The sequence below is a fragment of the Peptococcus simiae genome, assembly GCF_046097595.1.
GTDB lineage: Bacteria > Bacillota > Peptococcia > Peptococcales > Peptococcaceae > Peptococcus > Peptococcus simiae.
The window spans coordinates 17,202-41,569 of sequence record NZ_JBJUVG010000001.1; the positions used below are offsets into that span (position 1 = coordinate 17,202).

Below are 24,368 nucleotides of genomic sequence, written 5' to 3' on the forward strand. Positions count from 1 at the left end.
AGATAGAAAGGGAGGGGAGACCTTGTCTGACGAATCCTGCATCATTACTGAGCCCCGGCGCAAAAGCGCCCTCGTTACGGCCATTATCCTATCCAATGTCATCACCATGCTCAATGCCGGCTCCGTGAATATCGCCATGCCGGTTATGATGGAATCCTTCCAGGCCAACTTGAACCAGGTCCAGTGGATCATGCTGGCCTATATCCTAACCCTGGCCTGTGCCATGCCCCTGGTCACCGCCTTGAGTGACCGGTTCAGCTACCGCCGGCTCATCCTGGCCAGCCTGATTATGACCGCCATCCTATCCCTGGCCTGCGCCCTGGCCGCCAACCTCTGGGTCCTCATCATCCTCCGGGCCTTAAACGGCTTCTTCGCCGGTATCATCATGAGTTCGGTTATGGCCCTCATCTACCGCTATATGCCCAAGAATGAACGGGCCGGCCGCTATGCCACCGTCCTCATCGTCCAGAGCATTGCCTTTGCCATTGGCCCGTCCTTTGCGGGCCTCATCATGCAATGGACCAGCTGGCGGGTCATCTTTGTCCTGCCCGCCCTCATGGTCCTGCCCACCTACTTTGAAGCCCGCCACGCCCTGCCGGTTGAAAGGGTCACCGGCAAGGCTCCGCTGCAAATTGGCGGGGTGGCCCTGGTGTCCCTGGCCACCGGCATGCTCCTTTTGGCCTTTACCTTCTTAGAATCCTGGGGCTTCGCCAACTGGCGCTTCTGGGCCATGATTGCCGGGGCCATCGGCCTGGTGGCCTACTTCATTATCCATAACCGGAAAAACCCCCACCCGGCCCTGGACTTCAGCCTCTTTAAGCTGTCCAGCTTTGCCCTGGCCGTCTTCCTATCCATGATCCTGTCCACCGTCATCGGCATCACCGCCTCTGTCCTGGCCGTTTACGTCCAGAGCGTCCGCGGCTATGCTCCCTTCTTCTCCGGGGTCGTCCAGTTCGCCCCCTCCATCATCATGGCCGGGGCTAATACCCTGGCCAAGCGCCTCTATGGCAATGCCTCCACCACCGCCATGGTGGTGAGCGGCTTCTGTGTCGCCGCCCTGGGCAATGCCCTCATGAATACCGTCGGCATGGACCGGTCCCTCATTATCCTGTCTGCCATCCTGACCATCCGCTATGTGGGCATCGCCTTTGTCCGCCTGCCCATTTCAGACGTGGGCATGAGCGCTGTGCCCCAGGATAAGGTCAGCCATGCCTCGGCCTTTATCAACTGGGTCAACCAGCTCTCCCAGGCCATTTCCACCAATATCCTGACTGTTATCTTCACCTTCCGGGCCAATACCCTCTTCCACCAGTACGGCGGCAGCGGCCAGGCCCTGCCCGGCAAGGAAGGCTACGCCGAAGCGGCCCTGTCCGCCTTCCACACCGTCTTTACCATCATGGCCGGGCTCATGCTCCTAGGGGCCTTTTTCTCCCTCTTCATGGTCCGGGCCGCCAACCGGGACAAGGCCCGCCACCGGGCTGCCGAACAAGGCTGACCCGCTTGTATTGACAAAGAGATACCGCCTGTGCTATTTTTACTAAATGACAATTACCCCACGCTAATCCACCACCACTACAGGGAGGATATATGAAAAACCAAGCCATCGCCTTACTCTGTGCCGGCTGCCTGGCCCTCAGCGCCTGTGCCGGCCCGGCCGCCTCGCCGGAAACCAGCAGCCCGGCCCCAACCGAAGCGGAAGCCCCCCAGGCCATGCCCATCGAATATACCGATTCCGGCTACACCAATGCCCCCATCCAGGCCGATGCCGATATGTACGCCATGGATACCGTCATGCACTTCCGGGTCTATACCGAAAATAAAACAGATGCGGAAAAAGCCATTAACGCCGCCATGGATGAAATCAAACGCCTGGATGCCCTCCTGTCCACCAACCATAAGGACGCCGAACTGGCCATCTTAAACAGCAAGGGCGAGGTAGACCTCTCCGATGATTCCGCCTACCTCTACGACCGGTCCCGGGAAATCAGCAAGCTGACCGGCGGCCACTTCAACGTGGCCATCTATCCCCTGGTCAAGGCCTGGGGCTTCACCACCCAAAAATTCCAAGTCCCCGACCAGGCCACCATCGATAAGCTCCTGCCCCTGACAGATATGTCCCTGGTCCACTTCGATAAAGATAAAAAGACCATCCGCTTTGACAAGGAAGGGATGGGCGTCGACTTTGGCGGCATCGCCAAGGGCTACGCCAGCCAGCGGATCATGCAAATCTTTGCCGATAACAAGGTTGTCGGCGGCCTGGTCAACCTGGGCGGCAACACCCAGCTCTTCGGCACCAAGCCCGATGGCGCCGACTTCAACGTCGCCATCCAGGACCCCAAAAATGAAGAAGACTTCGTCGGCATCGTCCAGCGGAGCGACTGCGCCATCATCACCAGCGGCATCTACCAGCGCTACTTTGAAGAAAACGGCCAGCGCTACCACCATATCATCGACCCCGCCACCGGCAAACCGGCCGATAACAGCCTGGCCTCAGCCTCCGTTATCACCGCCGACGGCACCACCGCTGACGCCCTGGCCACCGCCCTCATGATTATGGGCAAGGAAGGGGCCATCGCCTTCTGGCAGGCCCATAGCGACCTCTTTGACATGGTCCTGGTCGATAAAGACAACCGGGTCTCCATCACCCCCGGCCTGGTAGAGGACTTCACCACCCCGGACCGTCCCGCCCCGGAGGTTATCCCTGCCCATGCCTAAGTCCAATAAAAAATGGCTCATCGCCATTATCGCCATCCTGGTCATCTCCGGCATCGCCGCCTACGGCGTCAGCCACTGGCAGACCGGCGGTCACATCGCCAAAGTCTACCTCAATGACAAGGTCATCCGCACCATCGACCTGGACAAGGTCAAAAAGACCTACACCTTCCGGGTCGATGGCCCCGACGGCCACTATAATATTATAGAAGTCAGCCCCGGTGCCATCCGCATCAAGGAAGCCAACTGCCCCGACCAAATCTGCGTCAACCAGGGCGCTATCAGTAACGGCGTCGAACCCATCGTCTGCCTGCCCCATAGGCTCATGATTAAAATCGATGACCAGGTGGTCGCTGACCATAAGCATGACCACGCCGGCCATGACCACCGGCACGATGACGACAGCCAAAGCGCCGAAAAAGCACCCACCATTGACAGCGTGACCAAATAGGAGGACCCATGACCGTCAAAAGATTGGTCACCATCGCCATGCTCACCGCCGTGGCCCTGATGATCTTTGTCATAGAAGCCCAAATCCCGCCCATCCTGCCGGCCATTCCCGGCATCAAAATGGGCCTGGCCAATATTGTTTCCCTCTTTACCCTCTTCTGGCTGGGCCGGAAGGAGGCCTTTATGGTCCTCATCGTCCGCATCCTCCTGGGGACCATCTTTGCCGGTACCGGCGTTACCCTCCTTTACAGCCTGGCCGGCGGCCTCCTGTCCTTGGGCGTCATTGCCCTCTTTTACCGGGCCTTCTCCCTGGAAGCCCTCTGGATTCCCTCAGCCATCGGCGGCGTCCTGCATAACATCGGCCAGCTGGCCTGCGCCTGCTGGATCATGCACACCTGGGCCGTCCTGGCCTACCTGCCCGCCCTCGTCTTCGCCGGCACCCTAAGCGGCCTCTTCACCGGGCTCATCGCCGGCCGGCTCATCCGCCACCCCGCCTTTCACAAAAATTTCCAGGATTAACCCCAAGCGAATCGTATTTTACGGTTCGCTTTTTTATTTAGGCAAGAACCCGCCCTCTTGCCACCGGCCTTTAACCAGGTCCATAAATAATATTGATAGGAAAAATAAGGCCCTTCTTCTACAAAATAAAGGGTGGAAATATTAAGCTTCTACACCTTTAGACCCGGACCCATCCGGATAATAAATTAAGCTAACAATTATCCTATGACCAGGCGTCATTATGAAAAGGAAAAGAAAGCCTTTGATAAGCCAAAAAATAGCCTCGTCATTTCCAGGGAATAGAAATATCCGGATATCAATAAAAAAGAAACTGGCGAGGAACTGAAAAATTCCTTAAACAAGTTGACAGAAAAGGAATTCCTGTAAAAAAAGGTGTAAATATGAAAAAAAAAAAACATATTATATATTTGAGGCGTATCTAAGAGGATAGTATACTCAGATTAGTTAGGTTAAATAAAAGTACTTTTAGGATGTCTGAAAGAAGTGAAAGTTAACTGAGAGAAGATAAGCTACAAACACTAAAAACTATCATGAACTTTATAAGGCCCATCTTAAAGAATAGAGGCCATAGGTAAGGTGTGGAGAAGGCTGACTTAAGTTCGGGATAAAGGTAAAACCAACGATCGGTGATACCCGGGAGGTGAAAAAAGGATTTATAGAGCTAGTTAACTATATTCCATAGAAAAATGTAGCATTGTAAAAAGGAAAAGAGTGGTTAGAAACAATGAAAAAAAAGATAAAGAAGGGCCGCCTGGCTGTTCTGGTTGTCTTACTCCTACTCGTGTCCCTTTCTCCGGCATTTGCGGAAACAACAGTACCTTTTCCGCAAAGCGACGCAACCGGTGACCACAAATGGCGGGTAGAAGAATGGTGGCAAAGTGGACAAAACAGAGAGAATTACGCCTATGTTAACTACATTGATGGCGAAATTCGGTTGCGAAATTCATTTTTTGATGAACCTGCAGCGAATTATGTCAATATCACGAGAAAAATTGACGAAAAAAACCACCAAATTCACTGGGCCGTTGAATTTAATAAGGCGGAAAAATACGCCGGTGGTTATGCAGGATCAGGTATTCAGCATGGATTATTTTTACCTAGGTATAAAAGTATATCTCCTATAAAAGTACAAACAATCCATAATGGAAATGATAAATATCAAGAATACACCTATCATGTTAATAATTTCAACAATGAAAAACCTGCCGGGAACACAAATAATTTTTATACCGATAATTTCTTTAATAATGGGTCGGGGAAAAATGTTCACTGGGGCATGGACATCAAAAACGATACATTAGGATTTTGTACGATTGGTCGTGGGAAATGGGCAAATAACCATGCAGACCAAAAGGGTTGGTATAGGGACCTGGACAGGATGTTTGGGACGTCTATGGCAGACTCCATGTTTTCGGGGATGATGAGAAGTAATATCCACGATAAAGAATGGATGCACGCCGTTTGGACCTTTACCACCACCCACGACGCCGATACAGATTTAAATAATGTCCCGCTTCTTGCGAGAGTATCAAGTAAATTAAGGAACTTTGTCAACCACCAAGTCCATATTGTAGGACCTGTCGGGGTCAAAGGCTATATGAATCTTACCTATGACAGGAATTATTGGGTAAAAGACAAGGCCAACCTTGACGAGGCAGAAAGAAGACACCTACCATTAGAAGTGCAAGAAGATAACGTTAAGAAAGCGCCGGAAGTCATTAAAGGTTTAGTTGATAATCCAAGTACAAAATGACATTAGAAGAACAAGGCAAGGGAAGAGACAAAAGATATTTTGTCAACGTCACCTATGCCGATGGCTCCCATGACAAAATTGATGTTACCAAAAACGTCAAAGAAAAGCGGAAACTCATCCCGGGCTCGGAAAACAATCCGCCGGAACTACAAAACTATTGGGTTGGACAAGAATATGTTAAGGTCTTCCTGGATGGAAATACCGGCGATGTAAAACGGGATGACAAGAAAAAGCCGGAAAAATTCTATTATATCCTAAAAAACACGCCTATCACCCGTGACCTGTTAAAAGAAGTAGGGGAAAAGGAAAACTATAAATTCCTCTACTGGTCCTTTGACAAGAACGGTAATGATAAAGACATCTTCAAAGACCCCAATACACCGCAGGATAAAAAGGACGACAAATTTACCGTAGATCGTGAAAAAACCATTTACGCCGTCTACCGTCCAAACCTCCAAATCGTCCTCCACAATAACAAGGGCGGCAATGAAGAGAAAACCAGGGTCATTGATGTGACGCCGGACATGTTTAGAGACGGGGTTAAGATTCCCTCTGCCTTCTATTCCGTAGAAGAAGAAAGAGAACACCCGGACAGCCTGGGAGGCGACTTCAAAAAAGATGACCATACCTTTATGGGCTGGACCCTTGAACAAAATTTTGGCGATAAAATCCAGTTTGGCCCCCATATTCCCCATGATGCCAACTTTACAGCCTCTAGGCACTTTGGGAAATATTCCTTAAGCGAATTAAAGCAAGGGCTTAATTTGAATGCAAACACGCAAAATGGTGCAGGCACCTACAAATACCCGGTCTACTTGCCTAATGGCTTTAAGCTCACCTTTGACGGCCAAAAGCCGGAAGACGTCATCAAAGAAGCAGCAAAGAACGAGGGGAAAATCGACTTATACGCCAACTACCGCCCCTATATTACGGTAACAGCCTATAAGTACTTTAAGCAATACGACGCTGATAAAAAAGAATACTCAGATGACCCTGCTATCAAAAAATCAGCCGTCGACATGGGGCTGATTTTTAGAACAGCGGTCACCGACTATTCGGATCCCACAGTCCACTCCGGGGCCAACTACCATACTTTGAACCCGGTGAACTACAACAACCAATCTGTTTTAAAAAGATACGACCCCAACAACTCACCAAATCCCACCTGGAAAGTTCCCGGCTTCGACAAACACGGCCTGAGACTTTCCTATGCCTTGGTTGAAGTGCCGGACAAAACCAAGTATGACAACTTCGGGAACAACTGGGCAAACCTTGGGGTAGAAGTTTTCGCCAGAATCCCGGACGGCACCGGCAAATTGAATATGGACCCCAGAGCACCAAGAGCACCGCAACAACACAACGGAACCGGACTTATTGACTACAACGCTCCCCAAGGAGAAAAAGAAGTTGTGCCCAAGATCCAATCCGTCAGCATTAGAAATGGGGACGATATTGACGCCTACACGGCAGCGACAACACGTTACACTGTGCATAGGGATAACAAAAAATTCGAACCAATAGGTTACAATATAACCGTTTATAATGTACCTGTAGCCGTGCCCAAGCCCGAAGTGGATGAAATCACCCACAAAGACAAGTTCTTCACTATGAAATATGAAGAAAACACAGTCAAGGGCAAGTCTCCTGTTGATAAAGTTGAATTTATTTACAATGGAGCGTCCTACACAGCGGAAAGGGAATACACACAGGGACAAGGCAGTGGAACAACTGAAAAGACCTACAAGGACACCTGGACTGTTAAAAAAGATGGACGGACACAAGATGTATTTAAGGCTGAGTTTATCGACGACAAGAAAAAACTAAAGATTTCCTTCAAAGATGACAAGGATTTCTTCAAATACTACAAAGATCCCTACAATGAAGACAACGACGCCCAACTGCAAAAAGACACCTTATTGGTAATCAACTATAAGGGTAGTGCAAAATCTGCGGAAACGGTGGTCTACTTCAGAGCATTGATCGATGCCAACAAGTTGGTCAATATCGTTCAAGAACATAACGAGTATAAAGAGGGCGCGAATAATGAAGATTGGTACACTGTTGTAAAGACCCAAATTTCCAACCCGGTTCTCAACGAAGCAAAACAAGGGACCAGGTACCTTTTAGTGACGGAAGACTTCATAGAAACCAATAACCTAACCAAAAAAAGTGCATTAAAAGAGTATATGAAGCAACACGATAAGGACTTTAAAGCCGATAACACCCACAAAGAAAAAAGTCAACAGACCTATTTCAACTTCCAAGGCGACACCTACACCCTGATGGAACAAAAACAAGCGGGTCAATCCATCACCTTCAGGATACCGAAAGAGGCCTCGGAAGCATTGCACAACAAGAAGCTGAGAATTATTTCCATCGAAGAGAAAAAGAATCCTGCCCTTTCCGATGCCTTTGTCGTTTTAGACACCAAGGCAGAATTTGATGGAACTCCAACAGCCGCCACCGGATCCTACGGCATGCGGGTTAACCTAAAAGGCGCCGTCAAGCAAAGCGACTTTTACGATAATCTCAAGCTGGCCATAAAATCCGGCCCGGCCGAGGAAACCGTGTCCCTTTACAGGCCGGCCTTTGACCTGCAGGATATTATTCAAAAAAGCGACACACTTACCCTGTCCTTCCGTGACAAGTTTGGTAACTACGCAAAGACAAGCGTACAACCGACAGCAACGACCCAACTGCAAGTCAAAGTTGTCCGTCCTATGAAAAATTCAAACGTTCTTTACGTTAATGGCATCACATCCGGTGCAAAAGCAACCGCAACCTTAATCAAGCCCAGCGAAAGCCCCCTTGTTGTGACAAGCCACCAAGATGGAAAATTCGTCTTTAATAAAAAATTCGAAAAGAACGATCGAATTAAAGTGGAAGTTACAAACGGACAGGGCAAAACCAATCCCTACATGGTCGTAGTAAAGTAAGGAGGAAGCTAAGATGAAAAAAAGAATAGTTGCCTTGGTTATGGCGCTTTTGCTTATGTCTTCCTCTTTTGCTGGTGCAAGTCCTTACGACGACTTGAGCAAAAATGGCACGACCATCACGCAAATGATGAAGATGGCAAAATTCGTCGGCAAAGACAGGTCTGCCGACCGAGTATCCGGCTGGACCAATTACCAAGTAAAGGTTAAGGTGACCGCCGAAGACGGTGTTTGGGACCTTTTAAAAGACAAAAAGCTTAACTTAAAGCTAAAGTACACCTATGATGGCGTCCTGAAAGACCCATCCGGAACGAATACATCTTTTGAGACCAATGCTCCTACCGAACGAGATGCAAAGATTTCACTGCCAAAAGACTTAACCGACCTGGACGCCTTAAACCTGGTGGCAGACTTTGAGAACCCCAACGATTCAAACTATGACCCGGATTGTCCAGTAGTCTTGGAAGAAACAACAGGCCTTAGTGATGGAAGTATCATCACCAAAGAAATCCACCTCATGAAAGCACCTGTGACCAAGATGAAGGTAAAATACACCGGACTCTATGGGAATGACTTAACCGTCAATGAAATCAGAAGATACATTCCGGTAGGTATCTTTGTCCAATTTAACCAAGAGGGCGCAGACTATGTTCAACTGCCCCAAAAACAAGGGCCCTTCAATCCCATTCGGGAAAATGAAAACATAGGGAAACTTGTCCTGGATAAATATGGGGCAAAAGACAAAGAGTTAAAATTAAACCTTGGTCTTTTGTACAATAAAAAAATCAACCCGGCAACAAAGGATAAAATCGTCAACGACGTCGACGGTAAGGGCTTTATCTTAAAAACCGATTTAACGAAAAAGACAAGTGACCTAGTTCAAAACGGCGCCATCAACCTTGAAATCGCAGCCGTGCCTGAAATTGCTGAAGTACCATTGGACGGAGACAATCCAAAGGATAAGCCCAGTACCGACTATGTAAGACTTACCTTTGACACTGCGGGTAAACAAGAGAAGACAAACAAAGAAGTCCAAGGGAAATTCACCAACGAAAGTTATAAGGACAAAACCAAACTCTATCTTGATGTCAAAAAAGACACCGAATGGAGAAAGATCAAAGCCTTCCTTGAAGCCTACACCGTTGAAGGGAATGGCAAAGAAGAATTTGCAGACTGGAAACTTGCAGATAGCAGCCAAAACACTTGCCAAGCCCCCAGTGAAACCGATCCAAAAAAAATGGAACCGATTCCAAATTGCAAAGTCGATACCTTTAACGATAGCGACAGAATCGGCGAAGATAAAACCTTCAACGCCCTGTATAAGTATCGTGTAAGCTCAAAAGACGTGGAAGTATCCTTTGACGGAGCCACAGTAAACGACGATGCCAACGCACCGAGAGACGGCGAAGAAATCGTAAAAGGTAAAGTAACGCCAAAAGATTCAGCTGCCATCCTTCCCGGAGCAAAAGTAGAAATTAAAGTTTCTGACGGTCAAAAAGACGTCGTCATCGGTACCACCACCGTGGGCGAAGACGGCACCTTCTCCGCTGGAACCAACCGAAAACTCAAAGCCGGCGAAACCGTTAAAGTCGTCGTTACCCTTGTCGGGGCCGATGAAGCGGCGCAACCGGTAGAGAAAAAAGTAGGACTAAACCCCGATAAACTGAACACCATTCTGCCGACCGCCGATAAAGTCTTAGAAAACTTCAAAGGCAAAGAAGGCATAAATGAGGGAAAATATAAAGAATTAGATGGTTTAGTAAAAGATGCTTATGACAAGTTAGTCAACAAGGCACAAGATCCAAAAGACCAAATCAATCAAAAAGCCAAAAAGGCAAAAGAGCCAACCGCAGAAAATCAAAAAGCGTTGGATGAAGCCCACCAAAAGATCGAAGCGGCACTTAAAGCACTTAATTCCAACAACTTGCCGAAAATCGAAGGCCCCGGTTACAAAGAAATCTTTAAAGGCGGAGACTTAGGTTTAGACAAGGTGGTCGTTGATGTACAAGCCACAGGTGAGCAAACAGTAGCGAACGGCTACGTCATCCTAAAAGACGGCGACAACGTTAAGGCGAATACAACGGCTCAACCACCGGTGCAGGAGTATATTGACCTTGTAAAACTTCCAAAAGATGGAAACGAACAGGACAAAAAATACTACACCCTAAAAGTTGAAAAACAAAAAGTGACTGACGCCGGAACAACCTGGGAAACAGTTAATGCAAGCGACATTGCAAACATCAACAACACCCCGGGAACCTACAAAGTCACCTACACCATCGAAGACAACAAGGGCGCAACAGCTACCCATATTATGGATCTTTCTGTCAAAGAACTTAAAGACGCCGTGCCACAAAAACCGGGAGGAATCAAGCCAAATGTACCGGCAAACTTTGTAAAAGTCGAATTTAAAGCCGACGACGCATCACACACCGGCGACAACGCACGTGGAACCATCTCTAAAACAGAAACCACCATTTATTGGGTCGATCCTACTAAACAAGTAGAGTTAGTAGCACCCTTTGTCCAAGTAAAAGACGGTTACAAACACACCGGTTGGGATAAAACTTTAACCGATACATTTGCAGCCGCGACAGACATCACTGCCCAATACAAGGCAAAAGTAGTCGATGGCAAAGACCAACCGAAAAAACCCGGCTCAAATGAAGTTGATCCGGACTATGTGAATGTTACCTTCCAAGCCGGCGAAAATGGTAAATTTGAAGCCCAAAGTGGACATGAACAAGTGACCTCCTTCTGGGTCCTCAAGGATGAAAAGGTAACCTTCAATCCGCCGACACCAACTGCTAATGAAAACTACACCTTCAAAGTCTGGAACCCGGCAGTACAAGAAAAATACACCGAAGGCAAAGAGCACAAGGCGATCTACACCAGCAAGGTAGATATTTCCGATCAAAAAGTGGAAGGCTACCAAGAAGTAAAATTCGACGCTGGCACTGACGGTAACTTTGGAACAGATTCTGGAAGTCAACAAGCCATTACCGAAAAATCCGTTTGGGTAAAACCGGATACACTTGTAGACCTAACAGATAAAGCTCCACAAGTTACAGTTACAGCCAAAGACAAGTCCTTTACAGGCTGGAGCCAAAAACTTGTTGCAAGCTTTAAGAAAGTTGACGACCCAACGGTCATCAACGCTGTATATAAATCGACAGTTGTAACCGAAGACCCGAAAGACAAAGAACACTACGCAAAAGTAGACTTTGTTGCAGGTAACCACGGTAAATTTGAACAAAACGCCAAAACAACGTACTGGGTCATTAAAAAGGCGGAAGTTACTTTAACACCACCAAAAGTTACCCCTGACGGTAAGTGGACACAAAAAACAGGCGAAAATGCTTGGTCACCTCAAGTAGCCAAGAGCTACACAGAAGACACCGTCCACACCGCCCAATATACTTTTGGAGATAATACAAATGTAGTTCCACAAAAACCAGGTGAAGAAAAACCCAAGGTACCGGATAACTTCGTAAAAGTTGAATTTAAACCGGGAACGAATGGCATTATCTCAAGCGAAGAAACAACAGTATATTGGGTCAATCCGGTAGCTAAAAATGTTAAATTAACAGCACCAAAAGTAATTGCGACTCAAAACTACAAACACACAGGTTGGGATAAACCGTTAGAAGGCACATTTGCTCAAACAACAGATATCACCGCCCAATACAAGAAAAAAGTAGTTGAAGGCATAAACCAACCGACAAAGCCTGATCCAAACGATTCAGAAAAAACCATTCCCGATACAGATTATGTTAAAGTAACGTTTGTCCAAGGCAATCACGGTACACTAGAAGGAACAGCTATCTTCTGGATATTAAAAGACGAAAAAGTAACCTTCAACCCGCCGAAAGTAAAACCAGCGGCAGGATATGCCTTTGATAAATGGGAGAGTGCTTTACAAGAAACGTACAAGCAAGAAACAACCCATAAAGCAATCTACAAAGGTGACGTCAGCATTTCTGACACCGAAATTGCAGGCTACCAACAAATTACTTTTAAATCCGGTAATGATGGCAACTTTGCAGGTCAACAAGAGAAATCCATTTGGGTTAAACCGGGTATTCTCGTTGACTTAAGGAAGAAAGCTCCTGAAGTAACAGTTACTACTGAGGGTAAATCGCATATTGGTTGGGATAAAGATCTCGTTGATACATTTACAAAAGCTAATGAAACTACGGTAATCAATGCAGTCTACTCAGATTCAATCTCAAAAACACCTGTACCTGGCTGGACCGAAATCACCTTTAACCAAGGAGACCACGGTAAGTTTGCAGGCGGTGCCAAGAACGTTCTTTGGGTCAACCCCGATAAAGAAGTGAAGCTAAGCGACAAAGCACCTGTACCTGCTCCAGACGTCAACTACTCCTTCTTGGAGTGGAAAGATGGCAATGCAAAGGCAGACTTAACAAAAGCTGTTAAGTACATCGAAGCTAAAACCTTCACTGCAAGCTACGAATCTGATTTCTCTGATCGAGCAAAAGACAGCTTCGTAAAAGTCATCTTTAAACCGGGCAAAAATGGTCAGTTTGCTCCAAACTCAACCACTGAAACCTATGTCAGAAAAGACAAGGTGGTTGACTTGACAGAAAAAGCTCCGACCGTTATCTCCAACCAAAACTGGGGGCACACAGGCTGGAATCCGGCCTTAAAAGGCAGCTTCACAGAAGCGAGGGATATTACTGCCCAATACGTTGAAGGAAAATTTGATGAAAATAACATCGAAAAAATCACTGTCATCGCCCCGACAAAGATGGCCTATGGTGCTGGTGAAACCCTAGATTTAACCGGCATGAAAGTCATCGCCTTTGACAAGGCCGGCATTCAAACAACCTATGATGGGGAAGATGCAATCAACAAAGCCGGATTCAAAATCACTCCGGCAAATGGTGCAACCTTGACGGTTAAAGACCATGACAAGAAACCAATTGTCGTTACCAAGGGTGAAGGCCAATCTAAGTTAGAAGGTCAGACCCAAACAGTCCTGTTCGTTGATACCAACCTCTCTGCTAAACCGGAAGACGTTAAAGCCCTTAACCAAAACAAGGTTGTAGAAGGCAAAGTAACAGAACAGCCGAAAGAAACTACCACTGTAACCGGTAAGGTCGCACCCAAAGCAACAGTTACCATTACTAACGAAAAAGGTAAAGAAATCGGCACAGCGACTGCTGATGACCAAGGTAACTTCACCGCTGAAGTCGAAAAGCAAAAAGATGGTGCCAAAGTAACTGTTAAGGCTCAAGAAAAAGGCAAACAGCCTTCTGATCCGAAAGAAGCCACCGTTGCTCGTGATGCCAATAATGACGGCAAAGCAGACGCCGATGCCGATCAGAAAACCACCACCCCAACAGCCAAGGCACTCAATAAGGGCGAAAAGCCCGCAGCCACCACCATCACCGGTAAGGCTACACCGAATGCCAAGGTTGTTGCTAAGGTAGGCACTACCATCGTTGGCCAAGCAACGGCTAACGGCCAAGGTGACTACACCATCGAAGCTAAGCAAAACGAACAACCACTTGCTAAAGACACCGAAGTCAAAGTCACTGCTCAAGAAGAAGGGAAACTCGTCTCCAACCCGACAGCCACCGTCGTTAAAGTTGACAAAGACGGCAACGATAAGGCTGATGATGAAGAAGGCTTTGAAATTACCAAGGCTGCTAAAGTAGAAATCCTATCCAACCCGGATAAGATGGACTACCTGGTCAAGACCACAGACGGTAAGGCTGCGTTCGACACCGCCGGTCTGGTCATTAAACTGACAGACGCTACCGGCAAAACCGTCACTTACACCGCCGATGAATTAAAAAATCTTACAAATGAGATTACCCTTTCTCCGGCAGAGGGTGAGAAAATGGGCTTAACCGCTCAAGGTAAGACAAATACCCTTCCTTTCAAAGTTACAGTTGCTGGCACCAAAGCGACAGAAAAACCCTCTGTTACCGGCGGCAATGTCACTGTCAAACTTGACGCTGACGGCAACAATAAGGCAGACGAAGCTGAAGTAAGCGAAACACCTATCGCTACCGCTTCTAACATTGGTGATAACCCCGCTAAAACAACTGTTAAGGGTAAAGCACCTAAAAATGCTACAGTTACCGTCAAATACATGGATGGTACCCAGGAAAAATCTGTAAATGTTATAGCAGGCGATGATGGTGCCTTCTCAACTGAAATCCCCAAACAAGGGGCTGGAAAAGAAGTAACCATTATTGCCAAAGACGGCGATAAGAAAGACTCTGTACCGTACAAGACCATCGTCTTTGATGACAAGGATGGCAATGGTAAAGATGACGCAACAGACGGTTTCGACATCGCCAAGGCTGACAAGATTGAAATGGTCTACGACCCCGCCAAGATGAACTACCTCGTTACCGAAAAAGACGGCAAAGCTTCCCTTGAAACTAAGGGTATGCTCGTCAAAGTAACCGACAAGCTGGGCAAGGTTAAGACCTATACCGCAAAAGAATTAGCGAAGGATACGACAAACTTCACCGTTGCACCGGCTGAAGGGACTCAACTGGGTTTAGCAGATAATGATAAACCCATTAAAGTAACCTTGAAAGCAGAAAAGGCAACAACTAAGGAAGTATCCACTTCCAGAAACCTTTCTGTCAAACTGGATGCCAACAACAACGGCATCCCTGACGATCAAGAACAATTTGACCTAGCCAAAGCCACCAAGGTAGAAATTCTCTCCAACCCGGATAAGATGGACTACCTTGTCAAGACCAAAGACGGTGAGGCTGCATTTGACACCGCCGGCCTGGTTATTAAATTGACCGACGCAGCCGGCAAGACCGCCACCTATACCGGTAAAGACCTGGAAAAAGAAGGCATCAAGGATAAGATTACTCTTAACCCTGCAAATGGTATTCAACTGGGCTTAACCGAAGGTAAGGATTTCACTGTCACCGTTACCGGTGCCGATGCTCAAACGAAACCGACCGTCACTGCTGACAAGAAAATCACCGTCAAACTTGACGCTGATAACAGCGGCAAGCCCGATGTGGACGAAACCACAGCAGAACCTACCGTTATCGCCAGCAACAAGGGCGAAAAAGGCAAGGAAAGCTCGGCGACTAAGACCACTGTTGAAGTGAAGACGGCTCCTAAGGCCAGTGTCACCATTGAGTATCAAGATAAAAATGGCGAGAAGCAAACCATCACAGCCGATGCGGATGCAGTCGGTAATGTAACCAAGATCATCGAACCGAAACTTGACGCCGGTACCGAAATCAAAGTCACCGTCAAAGACGGTGAAAAGAAACCGGCCACCAAGACTGCCAACGTCTTCGATGACCTCGATAACGACGGTAAGCCTGATGACCAAGCAGGCACTACCGAACGTCCGGCAGCCATTGCCTCCAATAAAGGGAAAGCACCTGCCTTCACCACCATCACCGGTAAAACCGAACCAGGTGCTACCATTACCGTCAAGGTAAAAGAAGGCGAAGCCTACAAAGATGTAACCATTGAAAACTTCAACATTGATGGGGAGGGTAATTACTCCCTTGGAGCAAAATATAATGGCAAGCCGCTCGCTCACGGTGCAGATATCCAAGTCTTCGCTGCCAAAGCACCTAAGACCGTCTCTGCCCCGCAAACCACCACCGTCTTTACTGATAAAGACGAAAACGGCAAACCGGATGATGGTCGGGTTGACTTAAAAGATGTTAAAGATATCCAAGTGCTTGGTCCTGAAAAACTCGACTACAACGAATCGGATGAAAAGAACAACAAACTTGACCTGACCAAACTCCAAGTTCTTGTTACAGACAACAAGGGCGGCATAGAAATGTTTGACTATAACACCCGGTCCAATACCTTCAAGGACGTTCAAGGCAAAGAAGCGAAAGGCTTTGAAGTGAAAGTCGGTGACAAGACTGTCCAGCAAAATACCGAAGTAACTTCTGCCGATTACAACGGCAAGCCCATCACCGTTAAATATAGTGATGGTGGGAAGGCCGGGATCAGCCGGAACTTAACTGTCGTCAAAGACTACCAAAAACCTAATGTTGACAGCATCAACCATGGCGACAAGGTGGTTACCGTTACTGTGCCGAAAGATGATAAGATTAATAAGATTACCATCAATGACGGTCAGGGACACACCATTACCGTCACCAAGGATGCCAATGGCTGGAAGGATGGCAAGGGTCAATCCGTTGATTCTATTAGCGGCAAGCTGCAAATCAAGGTAGAAGAACCTGCCAAGATTGAAGAAGGGAATGTCGTTACCGTTACCACTGAAGACGGTCAAGGTAATAAGGCTGCCGCCCGAAAGGTTGTCAAAGCCCAAGCCACGACTGCTGTGCCGACAGAACTTCAAGCAGCTAACCAAGGTGCTACCCCGACGGAAACCGTTATCAAGGGTAAAGCACCATCCAAGGATGCTATCATCAAAATCTACAATAAGAATGGTGAAGTTACACCGAAGGGTAAAGTAACGATGAAGGAAGACGGTAGATTTGAAGTCAAGGTAGATAAGCAGGAGGATAATAGCGTCATCACAGTAACAGCCACCGAAACCGGCAAGAAAGAATCACCTAGGGCTGACGCTAAGGTCATCCGCGATAAGAACAGTGATTGGAAAGAAGACGGTGGTAACATTAAATTAAACGTGCCCAATGTCGAACCCATCAAAGCCGGTGCAGAACAAGTTGTTGTAGATAAACCGACAGATGATTCCATCACGACCATTATTGTCAAAGATCAAGCCGGTAAAACAGTAGAGATCAAAATGAATGGTGATACCTGGCCGGGCGAAAAGGATGGTAAAATTACCATTCCTACAAAAGACAAGTTAACCTTTGGACCGAACCAAACCGTTGAAATCAAAGTCAAAGACAATGAAGGAAACGAAGGGACCAAAACGTTAGCGACTCAACCGGCTGATTTAGAAGCTATGGAAAAACCGACTATCAATCCGATCTCAACGGACTCCACATCGATTACCGGCAAAACAGTTCCCGGTTCTAAAGTTATCGTCATCCTACCTGACGGTGCAGAAAAAGAAGCTTCCGTTAAATCGGATGGCAGCTTTAAGCTGGACTTAGAAAAACCTCTTGTGGATAAGTCGAAAGTCACCGTCAAAGCAACCAACCCACAAAGGGAAGGTGAAAAAACATCGACTGCCATTGTCGGTCTGAATATCACTAAGCTGGAAAAAACCGATAAAGAAGCAGATAGCGTTATCGACAAAGCTAAAAAAGCCGATCCGAAAAACTGGGATCTGGGAAAAAATCCTTACGATAAGAATTTAGATGACAAATCTAAAGCCGCCAAGGATGTTCTTGACAAAGCCAAGGACAAAAATCCCGATAATGATCCAACCCAAAGCCAAGTCAATAAAGCTGAAAAAGACCTGAGAGATGCCATCAACCAAAAAGACGCAGACGACAAGGTCAAGGTTGTCGAAAAAGTGGTCAAAGAAGGCGAAAAACCGACCCCTGAACAAATTGAAACAGCCCAAGAAGCCATTGACAAAGTAGTGGATGAAAAAGCCAAGAAAGACTTGCAAGATCGGTTGGATAAGGCGAAAACGGTGGATGAATTGGTAGATAAGTTGAAAGAAGTCCCAAAAGAAGAGGATGAAGGCTACCAAACTAAGCCAGCCGAGATCGTCAAAAAGCTAGAAGAAGCCAAAGATGAAGCAGAAAAACTTATAGATAAGTATAAAAATCCAACAAAAGACAATCCAAATGGCCAAGAACCTTCAAAAGAAGAGCTTGATAAGGCTAAACAGGGTTTGGAAGACGGTGTCAATGAATATAACAAGGAACAAGTTGTTATTAGCATCACCGAGCCTTCCGCTGATTCGAATCAGTTAGAAATTACTTCTCTACAACCTGAGGTGAAACTGACGATATATGTTGGGAACGTGGAGCAGCATTTCGCTGTACCCGTAGTAACAACAAATCTAGGTAAAGCCACAGTCAACCTAAATAAACCACTAGTGTATGGTCAAGAGGTTACAGTTGTGGGGTCGAAAGAAGGTTTATTGGATATGATAAAGACAGCAACAGCAAGATAACTTGAGGAGTTTTAACTCGAAAGTGATTTAACAGTAGCCTATTGTGCATTCACAATAGGCTTGCTGTTGATTTGAGAAAGAGAGGGAGCTATGCTTAAAAAACTGACGGCTTATGTGCTTGTCCTGTTAATGCTAGTCTCATCTTTGCCAGCTCACGTTTTTGCAGCTGAAAAGAAGGACAATAGTACTGAGGGAACACGCATTATAAGCGATGAAATCGTTGATATAGACGGGCAGCCCTATGTATCCTTTGACTTAAAAGGGATTAAAGGTAGTGAAATAATGGGCTATGGGCCCAGACCGAAGTCGGTAAATAACGATAGCAATTCGCCCCTATGGGGTTATGGGCTAAAGATTGTTTGGAACGGTAGAGGACAATCTGAACATCCATATCCAGAAGAAGGCATTACTATTAGGATGGTGCCATCAGGAGAAGAAAGCAATATACTTGCTACAGCACACTACCCCAAAAGCCTTGTGCCCGAAAATGGGAGGTCTACAGAATTTGTGCCATTTGTAGAGAATCCGGGCGCCGTTAATCTTGCTGAAAAAATGAGCGGGCGTACTAAACTTTTTATTCCTTTCAATTTATCCTACAACCCTGAATTGTATGTTGATGACGGTGGTGCAAAACAAATTGTGCTTACCTTAACGCAAAAAGTAAATCCCTTATGGAAAGCTGAGTGGCACGTTAAAGGTCAAGACAAACCGGATATAAGGGCTTTTTATAGAAATACTCAAACATTTGAAAAATCCGGGTTTAACCTTCCACAAGATGAAACGGTTTATACTATGGAGTCAACAAGTCCTAAGGGTATGTATTGGGATGGTACTAGTACCTGGAGTAATTACGATAGAAGTGATAAATCTTTTCATAAGGTTGTATTTGGCAATAAAGCAGATACAGGTGAAGATTTTCGGGATTACTCGGGTAAGATAGCAAAACGAGGACTGGAAATTAACATACCAGCGTCAACGCCGAATATTACAACAGGTTTTGGGAAGTATAACAAAGAGAATACGGATGGTTACCAAAAAGTAAATGGAATTAAGTACCTCTTAAATGCTTATCCTGAAAATCAGTTAAACCCAAAAGCCAGTGCGAAAAATCCCTTTACTGGTCAAGAGATGGCTCCCTATCGCATCATTAAGCGATACGCAGTTTATGATGCATTAAAAGTCCAATTTAATACAGGTAAGGGCTTCCTAAGTGATGCTGACAAAAAAGCAAATAAGAAAGAACAAGTCATTCCTGTTCAATTAGACGATAACCAAATCAAACGCCAAACCATTGAAGACAGCGATTATGCCGATAAAGAAGCAAAAACGGTCATGCAGCAAACCATTGGTTTGGATGAAAAAATCACCGGCAATGAATCCGGCCGTGAAGTTAAAGCGGCGGATGGCGAAAGTCTGGTACCGCCGGCAGCTGAAGCAGGAAAGCCTGCTAATGAGTTCAAGGGTTGGAATACAGACCCGAATGCCACTGCACCGATGACCGATGATGATCTGGAACAGGTTGTCTTTAAAGATGACACCACCTTCTACGCCATCTATGGTCCCAAAGACCAAGGCAAGCTCAATGTCAAATACGTTTATAATGACGGAGGCCAGGAAAAAGACATTGACGCCAAGTACCGGATGAAGGGCCAAGAGTACGCTTCAACCTGGGAAGGCGATTTTGGTACAGCTGTCGACTTACAAAAAGCATCTACAGTCAATGCGCCTAAATTTATTGGCTTTGTAGCTAGTGAAGTGAAATCCGATCCGGAAAATGCCCAGTTGAAATACCTTAAGGATAATCCGCAAACGCTTATTTTTGTCTATAATAAGCTGGATACTATCATCCCCGAAAAAACAGATGATGGGAATACCAATCCTAAGGTGGATCAAACCGTCAAAGACACCTATGTTAAGGTAACCTATAACAAGGGTGAGTACGGTAAGCTTTATGTCGGCGATACGGCACCGACAGATCAAAAGAAACTAGCAGATACCCTCGTTTACTATGTCAACCCCAAAGAAGGTATTCAGCTTAAGGATGTCGCAAAGGTCCACGCCAAAGCGGATAAAGACTATGTTGTGGACACAACCGCACCCTGGAAATTTGCGCCGGAGACTATTAGCTCGCTGGATCAAGTTGTTGCCAACAATACAGATCAAGAGGGGGATGATGTACAAACCGAAATCACCCTAACCGCCCAGTACAGCAAAACCCTGGCTAAGCAGTTTGCAGACAAACTGGAAGCCCAGGATATCAAGGTCTGGAAAGATGCCGATATCACCTGGAAAGATGGGGTCAAGTTAAAAGACGGTGCCCTTCAAGGGGAATTTGATAAGGCTAAGTTTAACGACATCAATACGCTTGAAAAAGATAAGGTTAAACTAAATGACCAAGGCCAATTGGTTGATGAGAAAGGTACTGCAATCACTGCAGACACGCTGAGAAGCTCTGCCAAGGCACAAAAAGATCCCTTCACCGGCGGTATCTTAGTGACCTTCTCGGATAAATCGTCCTTGGTTATCGAGGGGCAAAAGCTCTACGTGGCTGAGACCAAGGTCAAAGAAGGGGATGATAACAACCCGGCATCCGATAACCTGCCCGCCGATAAAATCAAGGCAGAGCTTAAACTGGGCAAGGGCACGCAGATTGAAGATGTTTTAGCCGGGACGGAAAAAGGCGCCCTTTACGCCACCTTCTACCTCAAACCCAATACCAAGTTGGATACCACCGACTTCCCGGCTGTTGAAGCCCAGCCTGGCTATAAAGAAGGCTCTGTGAAGTGGATGCCGGATAATGGAAATCTCGCGCCTCTAACGCAGGATACCGTATACACCGCGACGGCTACAGCCAAAACCATTGCAGAAAAGGTGGGCGATGATGTTACGGCTGTCTTTGTGCCGGTGGATATCGCCGTTTGGGAAGGTACAGCGGATACAGCCATTCCCTGGAAAGAGGGCGTAAAGGTTGCGGATACGGTCACAGACGCTGAGAAAAAGGTAGAGTTCCAAGGCTATTTAGACGGGGCGAAATCCGTTGAGGATGCCACGACACCCAAACGGACAGCGGCTAAAGCGGAAGGGTCTCCCTTTACCGGCACGTTAACAGTAACCTTTAGCGATAAGTCGTTTGTAGAGATTCCCAAGCACAATCTCTATGTTTGGAAAGTAAAAACCGAAAACAACGACACCAATAAAGACCAACCGAAACCCAAGCATGCCGTCCGGGTTTCCTTTGCCAAGGGGGCCGGCGTCACTGCCCTTGACCCTGCAAATAAGACCATGACCGTGAAGTCGGGCACCACCCTTGAAACAGGCGACTTCCCCACGGCCACAGTGGATACCGCCAAGGGCTATAAGACCCCTGCCACCTGGAAGGGCCAAGATGCCAATGCCGGGCTGACTGTTTCTGAGAATAATAAGGTCTTTACCGCAACGGCAGAAAAAGACAAGTCGACAGAAAACGTCATTCCCTATACACCGGCTGATCCTAAAAAACCGGCCGACCCTCAAGACAAGAACATTCCAACAGAAGATAAGGACCATAAGACCATTGATAAAAAGGATTACGTGGTCGTAGGCTTTAACGTGGCCCCTGAAAATGCCGGGACCCTTACCCTGGGTACTGTCGCTAAGCAACCGGCTATTGCGGCTTTGGTCAAGAAGGACACCCTCTGGTCAGCGGTCACCCTGCCGACAGCGACTGCGGCTAATAAGTACACCTTCTGGTACTGGAGTGATGCTCCGGCGGACAAGGTTGCTGACGGTCAGGTAAGAACCGCCCACTTTGTAACCACCGGGACGGAAATTGGCGAAAAAGAAAAGGATAAGCCTTTGCCGGCAGACTTTGTAAAAGCAACCATCGCCAAAGGTGACGGCGTTAAGAACGATAAGCTCTTCGGCAAGTCCTATGCCGTGAAAAAAGGCGACAGTCTCGCCAAGGGCAAATTCCCGACCTTAGCAGCTGAAGACAACTACAAAAATCCCAAGTGGTACCAAGGCGAAACAGCCGTTAAGGACAATCAGCCGGAAGCGGTTAAAATTTCTGCTGAAACCACCTTTACCGCCAAGGCTGTAAGCAGTGTCTTGGATAAGAATAACCTGACCGGCATTGAAGTGGTCAAAGACCCGACCACGATGACCTATACCGAAGGGGATAAGCCGAACTATGACGGTATCAAAGTCAAAATTACCGATAAAAACGGCAATAGCCTGACTATCGAAAAGGGCAAGTTGCAAGAATACGGCGTTACCCTGACGCCGACAGAAGATACGCCTTTGACTATCACAGATCATAATGGCAAACATTTGACCGCTCAAATCACGGTCAATGGCAAGCCTGTAACAGCTGAAAGTAAGGGGACCTTTACCGTCAACAAAGCCCCCTCCAAGGATCCAGTCATCACCCAGCCCACCGAAGGTGACAAGATCATCACCGGAAAGGGCGAGAATGGAGCAGAGATTGTCGTAAAAGGCAAAGACGGCAAGGAAATCGGTAAGACGACGGTTAAAGATGGTAAGTGGGAAGTTACCGTACCTGAAGGCAACGACCTGAAGACCGGCGACAAGATCACCGTCACCCAAACTGAGCCGGGCAAAGCACCTACCGATAAAGACACCACCGTCAAAGACAAAGAGAAATCCGCAAGCCCTGACATCACCCAACCCACCGAAGGCGACAAGACCATCACCGGTAAGGGCGTCAAGGATGCAGAGATTGTCGTAAAAGACAAAGACGGTAAGGAAATCGGCAAGACGAAGGTTAAAGACGACGGCAGCTGGGAAGTCACCCTGCCTGAAGGTAAAGACCTGCAGACCGGTGACAAGATTACCGTCACCCAAACTGAACCGGGTAAAAAGCCGAACCCGGTAGAAGTAACGGTCAAGGCGAAGAGAGCCCCCGGTGGCGGTGGCGGGACGGTAGTTATCCCGTCTCAACCGGATGAGAAGCCGGATGTAAAACCGGGCAATAAGCCGGGTGAAGGTGACCTGAACAAGGACGACCACTACCAATACCTGATTGGTTATCCCGATGGGACCTTTGGCCCCAACCGCGGCATGACCCGGGCAGAAGTGGCCACCATGTTTACCCGTCTCTTAAAAGACCGCCCGGTTAAAGGCGAAAGCTACACCAGCAACTTCACCGACGTCAATGCCGGTGACTGGTATGCCAATACCGTTGGCTATGCCGTCCAAAAGGGCATCGTCTCCGGTTACCCGGATGGGTCTTTCAAACCCAACCAAGCCATCACCCGGGCAGAATTCTCCGCCATTGCAGCCCGATTTGCCGGCCTAACCGATGAAAAAGACCTCACCTTCACCGACTTAGACGCCAGCCACTGGGGCTACAAGGCTATCCGCCTGGCAGCCAGCCATGGGTGGATCTCCGGTTATCCGGATAACACCTTCCGGCCGGCACAAGACATCACCCGGGCAGAAGTGACCTCCATCACCAACCGCATGCTCAACCGCTACGCTGACCTTGATTGGCTTGACGCCAACATGGATAAAGTCACCCAGTTCAGCGACGTCGCCCGCAGCGACTGGTTCTTCGAACCCATCATGGAAGCGGTTGTCAGTCATAATTTCACCCGTGATGCAGATGGCAAACATGAACACTGGACCGGTTTAAACAGCGAATCTTTCATTTAAGCCCAGCTTAAGCTCGGATTCCCCTTAACCGCAACCAAGTGTCAAATAAAAGGCTCCCGCCTGCGAGATCCGCAGGCGGGAGCCTTTTGTGCTTGGTGGCTTAGAGAGGGCAGGCTGACCCTTCCGGTCTTTTCTTCAGATCCAAGGACCTGCATGCGGATTTGGGAGAGGTGAGGCATCTGTGTATAAAAGAAAGAGCTATGACCGGCTCCCGGATTGGGAAAAGACCGGTGTCTAGGTCTTTGGGTTTAGAGCGGTCAATAGGCTATAATTAGCTGGAAAAAAGTCCAAAAGGCGT

The 24,368-nt window shown here is 47.3% G+C and carries 8 protein-coding genes; all 8 read left to right on the plus strand.

The annotated features are described in order from the left end of the window. Positions 1 to 22 precede the first annotated feature (22 nt). The gene (locus ACKQTC_RS00075; RefSeq protein ID WP_408976413.1) at positions 23 to 1,495 is read left to right on the plus strand and encodes an MFS transporter; all 1,473 of its coding nucleotides are present in this window, start codon (positions 23 to 25) and stop codon (positions 1,493 to 1,495) included. A 92-nt stretch (positions 1,496 to 1,587) separates the two neighbouring features. Beyond that, positions 1,588 to 2,715 carry an FAD:protein FMN transferase gene (locus ACKQTC_RS00080; RefSeq protein WP_408976414.1) on the plus strand — a complete coding sequence of 376 codons (1,128 nt, stop codon included), beginning with the start codon at positions 1,588 to 1,590 and terminating at the stop codon, positions 2,713 to 2,715. Next, entirely contained in the window at positions 2,708 to 3,163 is a 456-nt protein-coding gene (locus tag ACKQTC_RS00085; protein WP_408976415.1) for a NusG domain II-containing protein, read from the plus strand. The genes ACKQTC_RS00080 and ACKQTC_RS00085 overlap by 8 nt, the downstream gene beginning before the upstream one ends. An 8-nt stretch (positions 3,164 to 3,171) precedes the next feature. Next, a complete protein-coding gene (locus tag ACKQTC_RS00090) occupies positions 3,172 to 3,681 on the plus strand; it encodes a Gx transporter family protein (protein ID WP_408976416.1) in 510 nt (169 codons plus the stop codon). 724 nt (positions 3,682 to 4,405) lie between these two features. Continuing rightward, on the plus strand, positions 4,406 to 5,434 hold the full coding sequence (locus ACKQTC_RS00095; RefSeq protein WP_408976417.1) for a hypothetical protein: 1,029 nt from the start codon (positions 4,406 to 4,408) through the stop codon (positions 5,432 to 5,434). Then, positions 5,431 to 8,370 carry a hypothetical protein gene (locus ACKQTC_RS00100; RefSeq protein WP_408976418.1) on the plus strand — a complete coding sequence of 980 codons (2,940 nt, stop codon included), beginning with the start codon at positions 5,431 to 5,433 and terminating at the stop codon, positions 8,368 to 8,370. The genes ACKQTC_RS00095 and ACKQTC_RS00100 overlap by 4 nt, the downstream gene beginning before the upstream one ends. Before the next feature lie 13 nt (positions 8,371 to 8,383). After that, positions 8,384 to 18,418, plus strand: a complete 10,035-nt coding sequence (locus tag ACKQTC_RS00105; RefSeq protein WP_408976419.1) for an Ig-like domain-containing protein — start codon at positions 8,384 to 8,386, stop codon at positions 18,416 to 18,418. Between the two features lie 1,128 nt (positions 18,419 to 19,546). Further along, positions 19,547 to 24,070, plus strand: coding sequence for an S-layer homology domain-containing protein (locus ACKQTC_RS00110; RefSeq protein WP_408976420.1), 4,524 nt, complete (start codon positions 19,547 to 19,549; stop codon positions 24,068 to 24,070). The last annotated feature ends 298 nt before the right edge of the window (positions 24,071 to 24,368 follow it).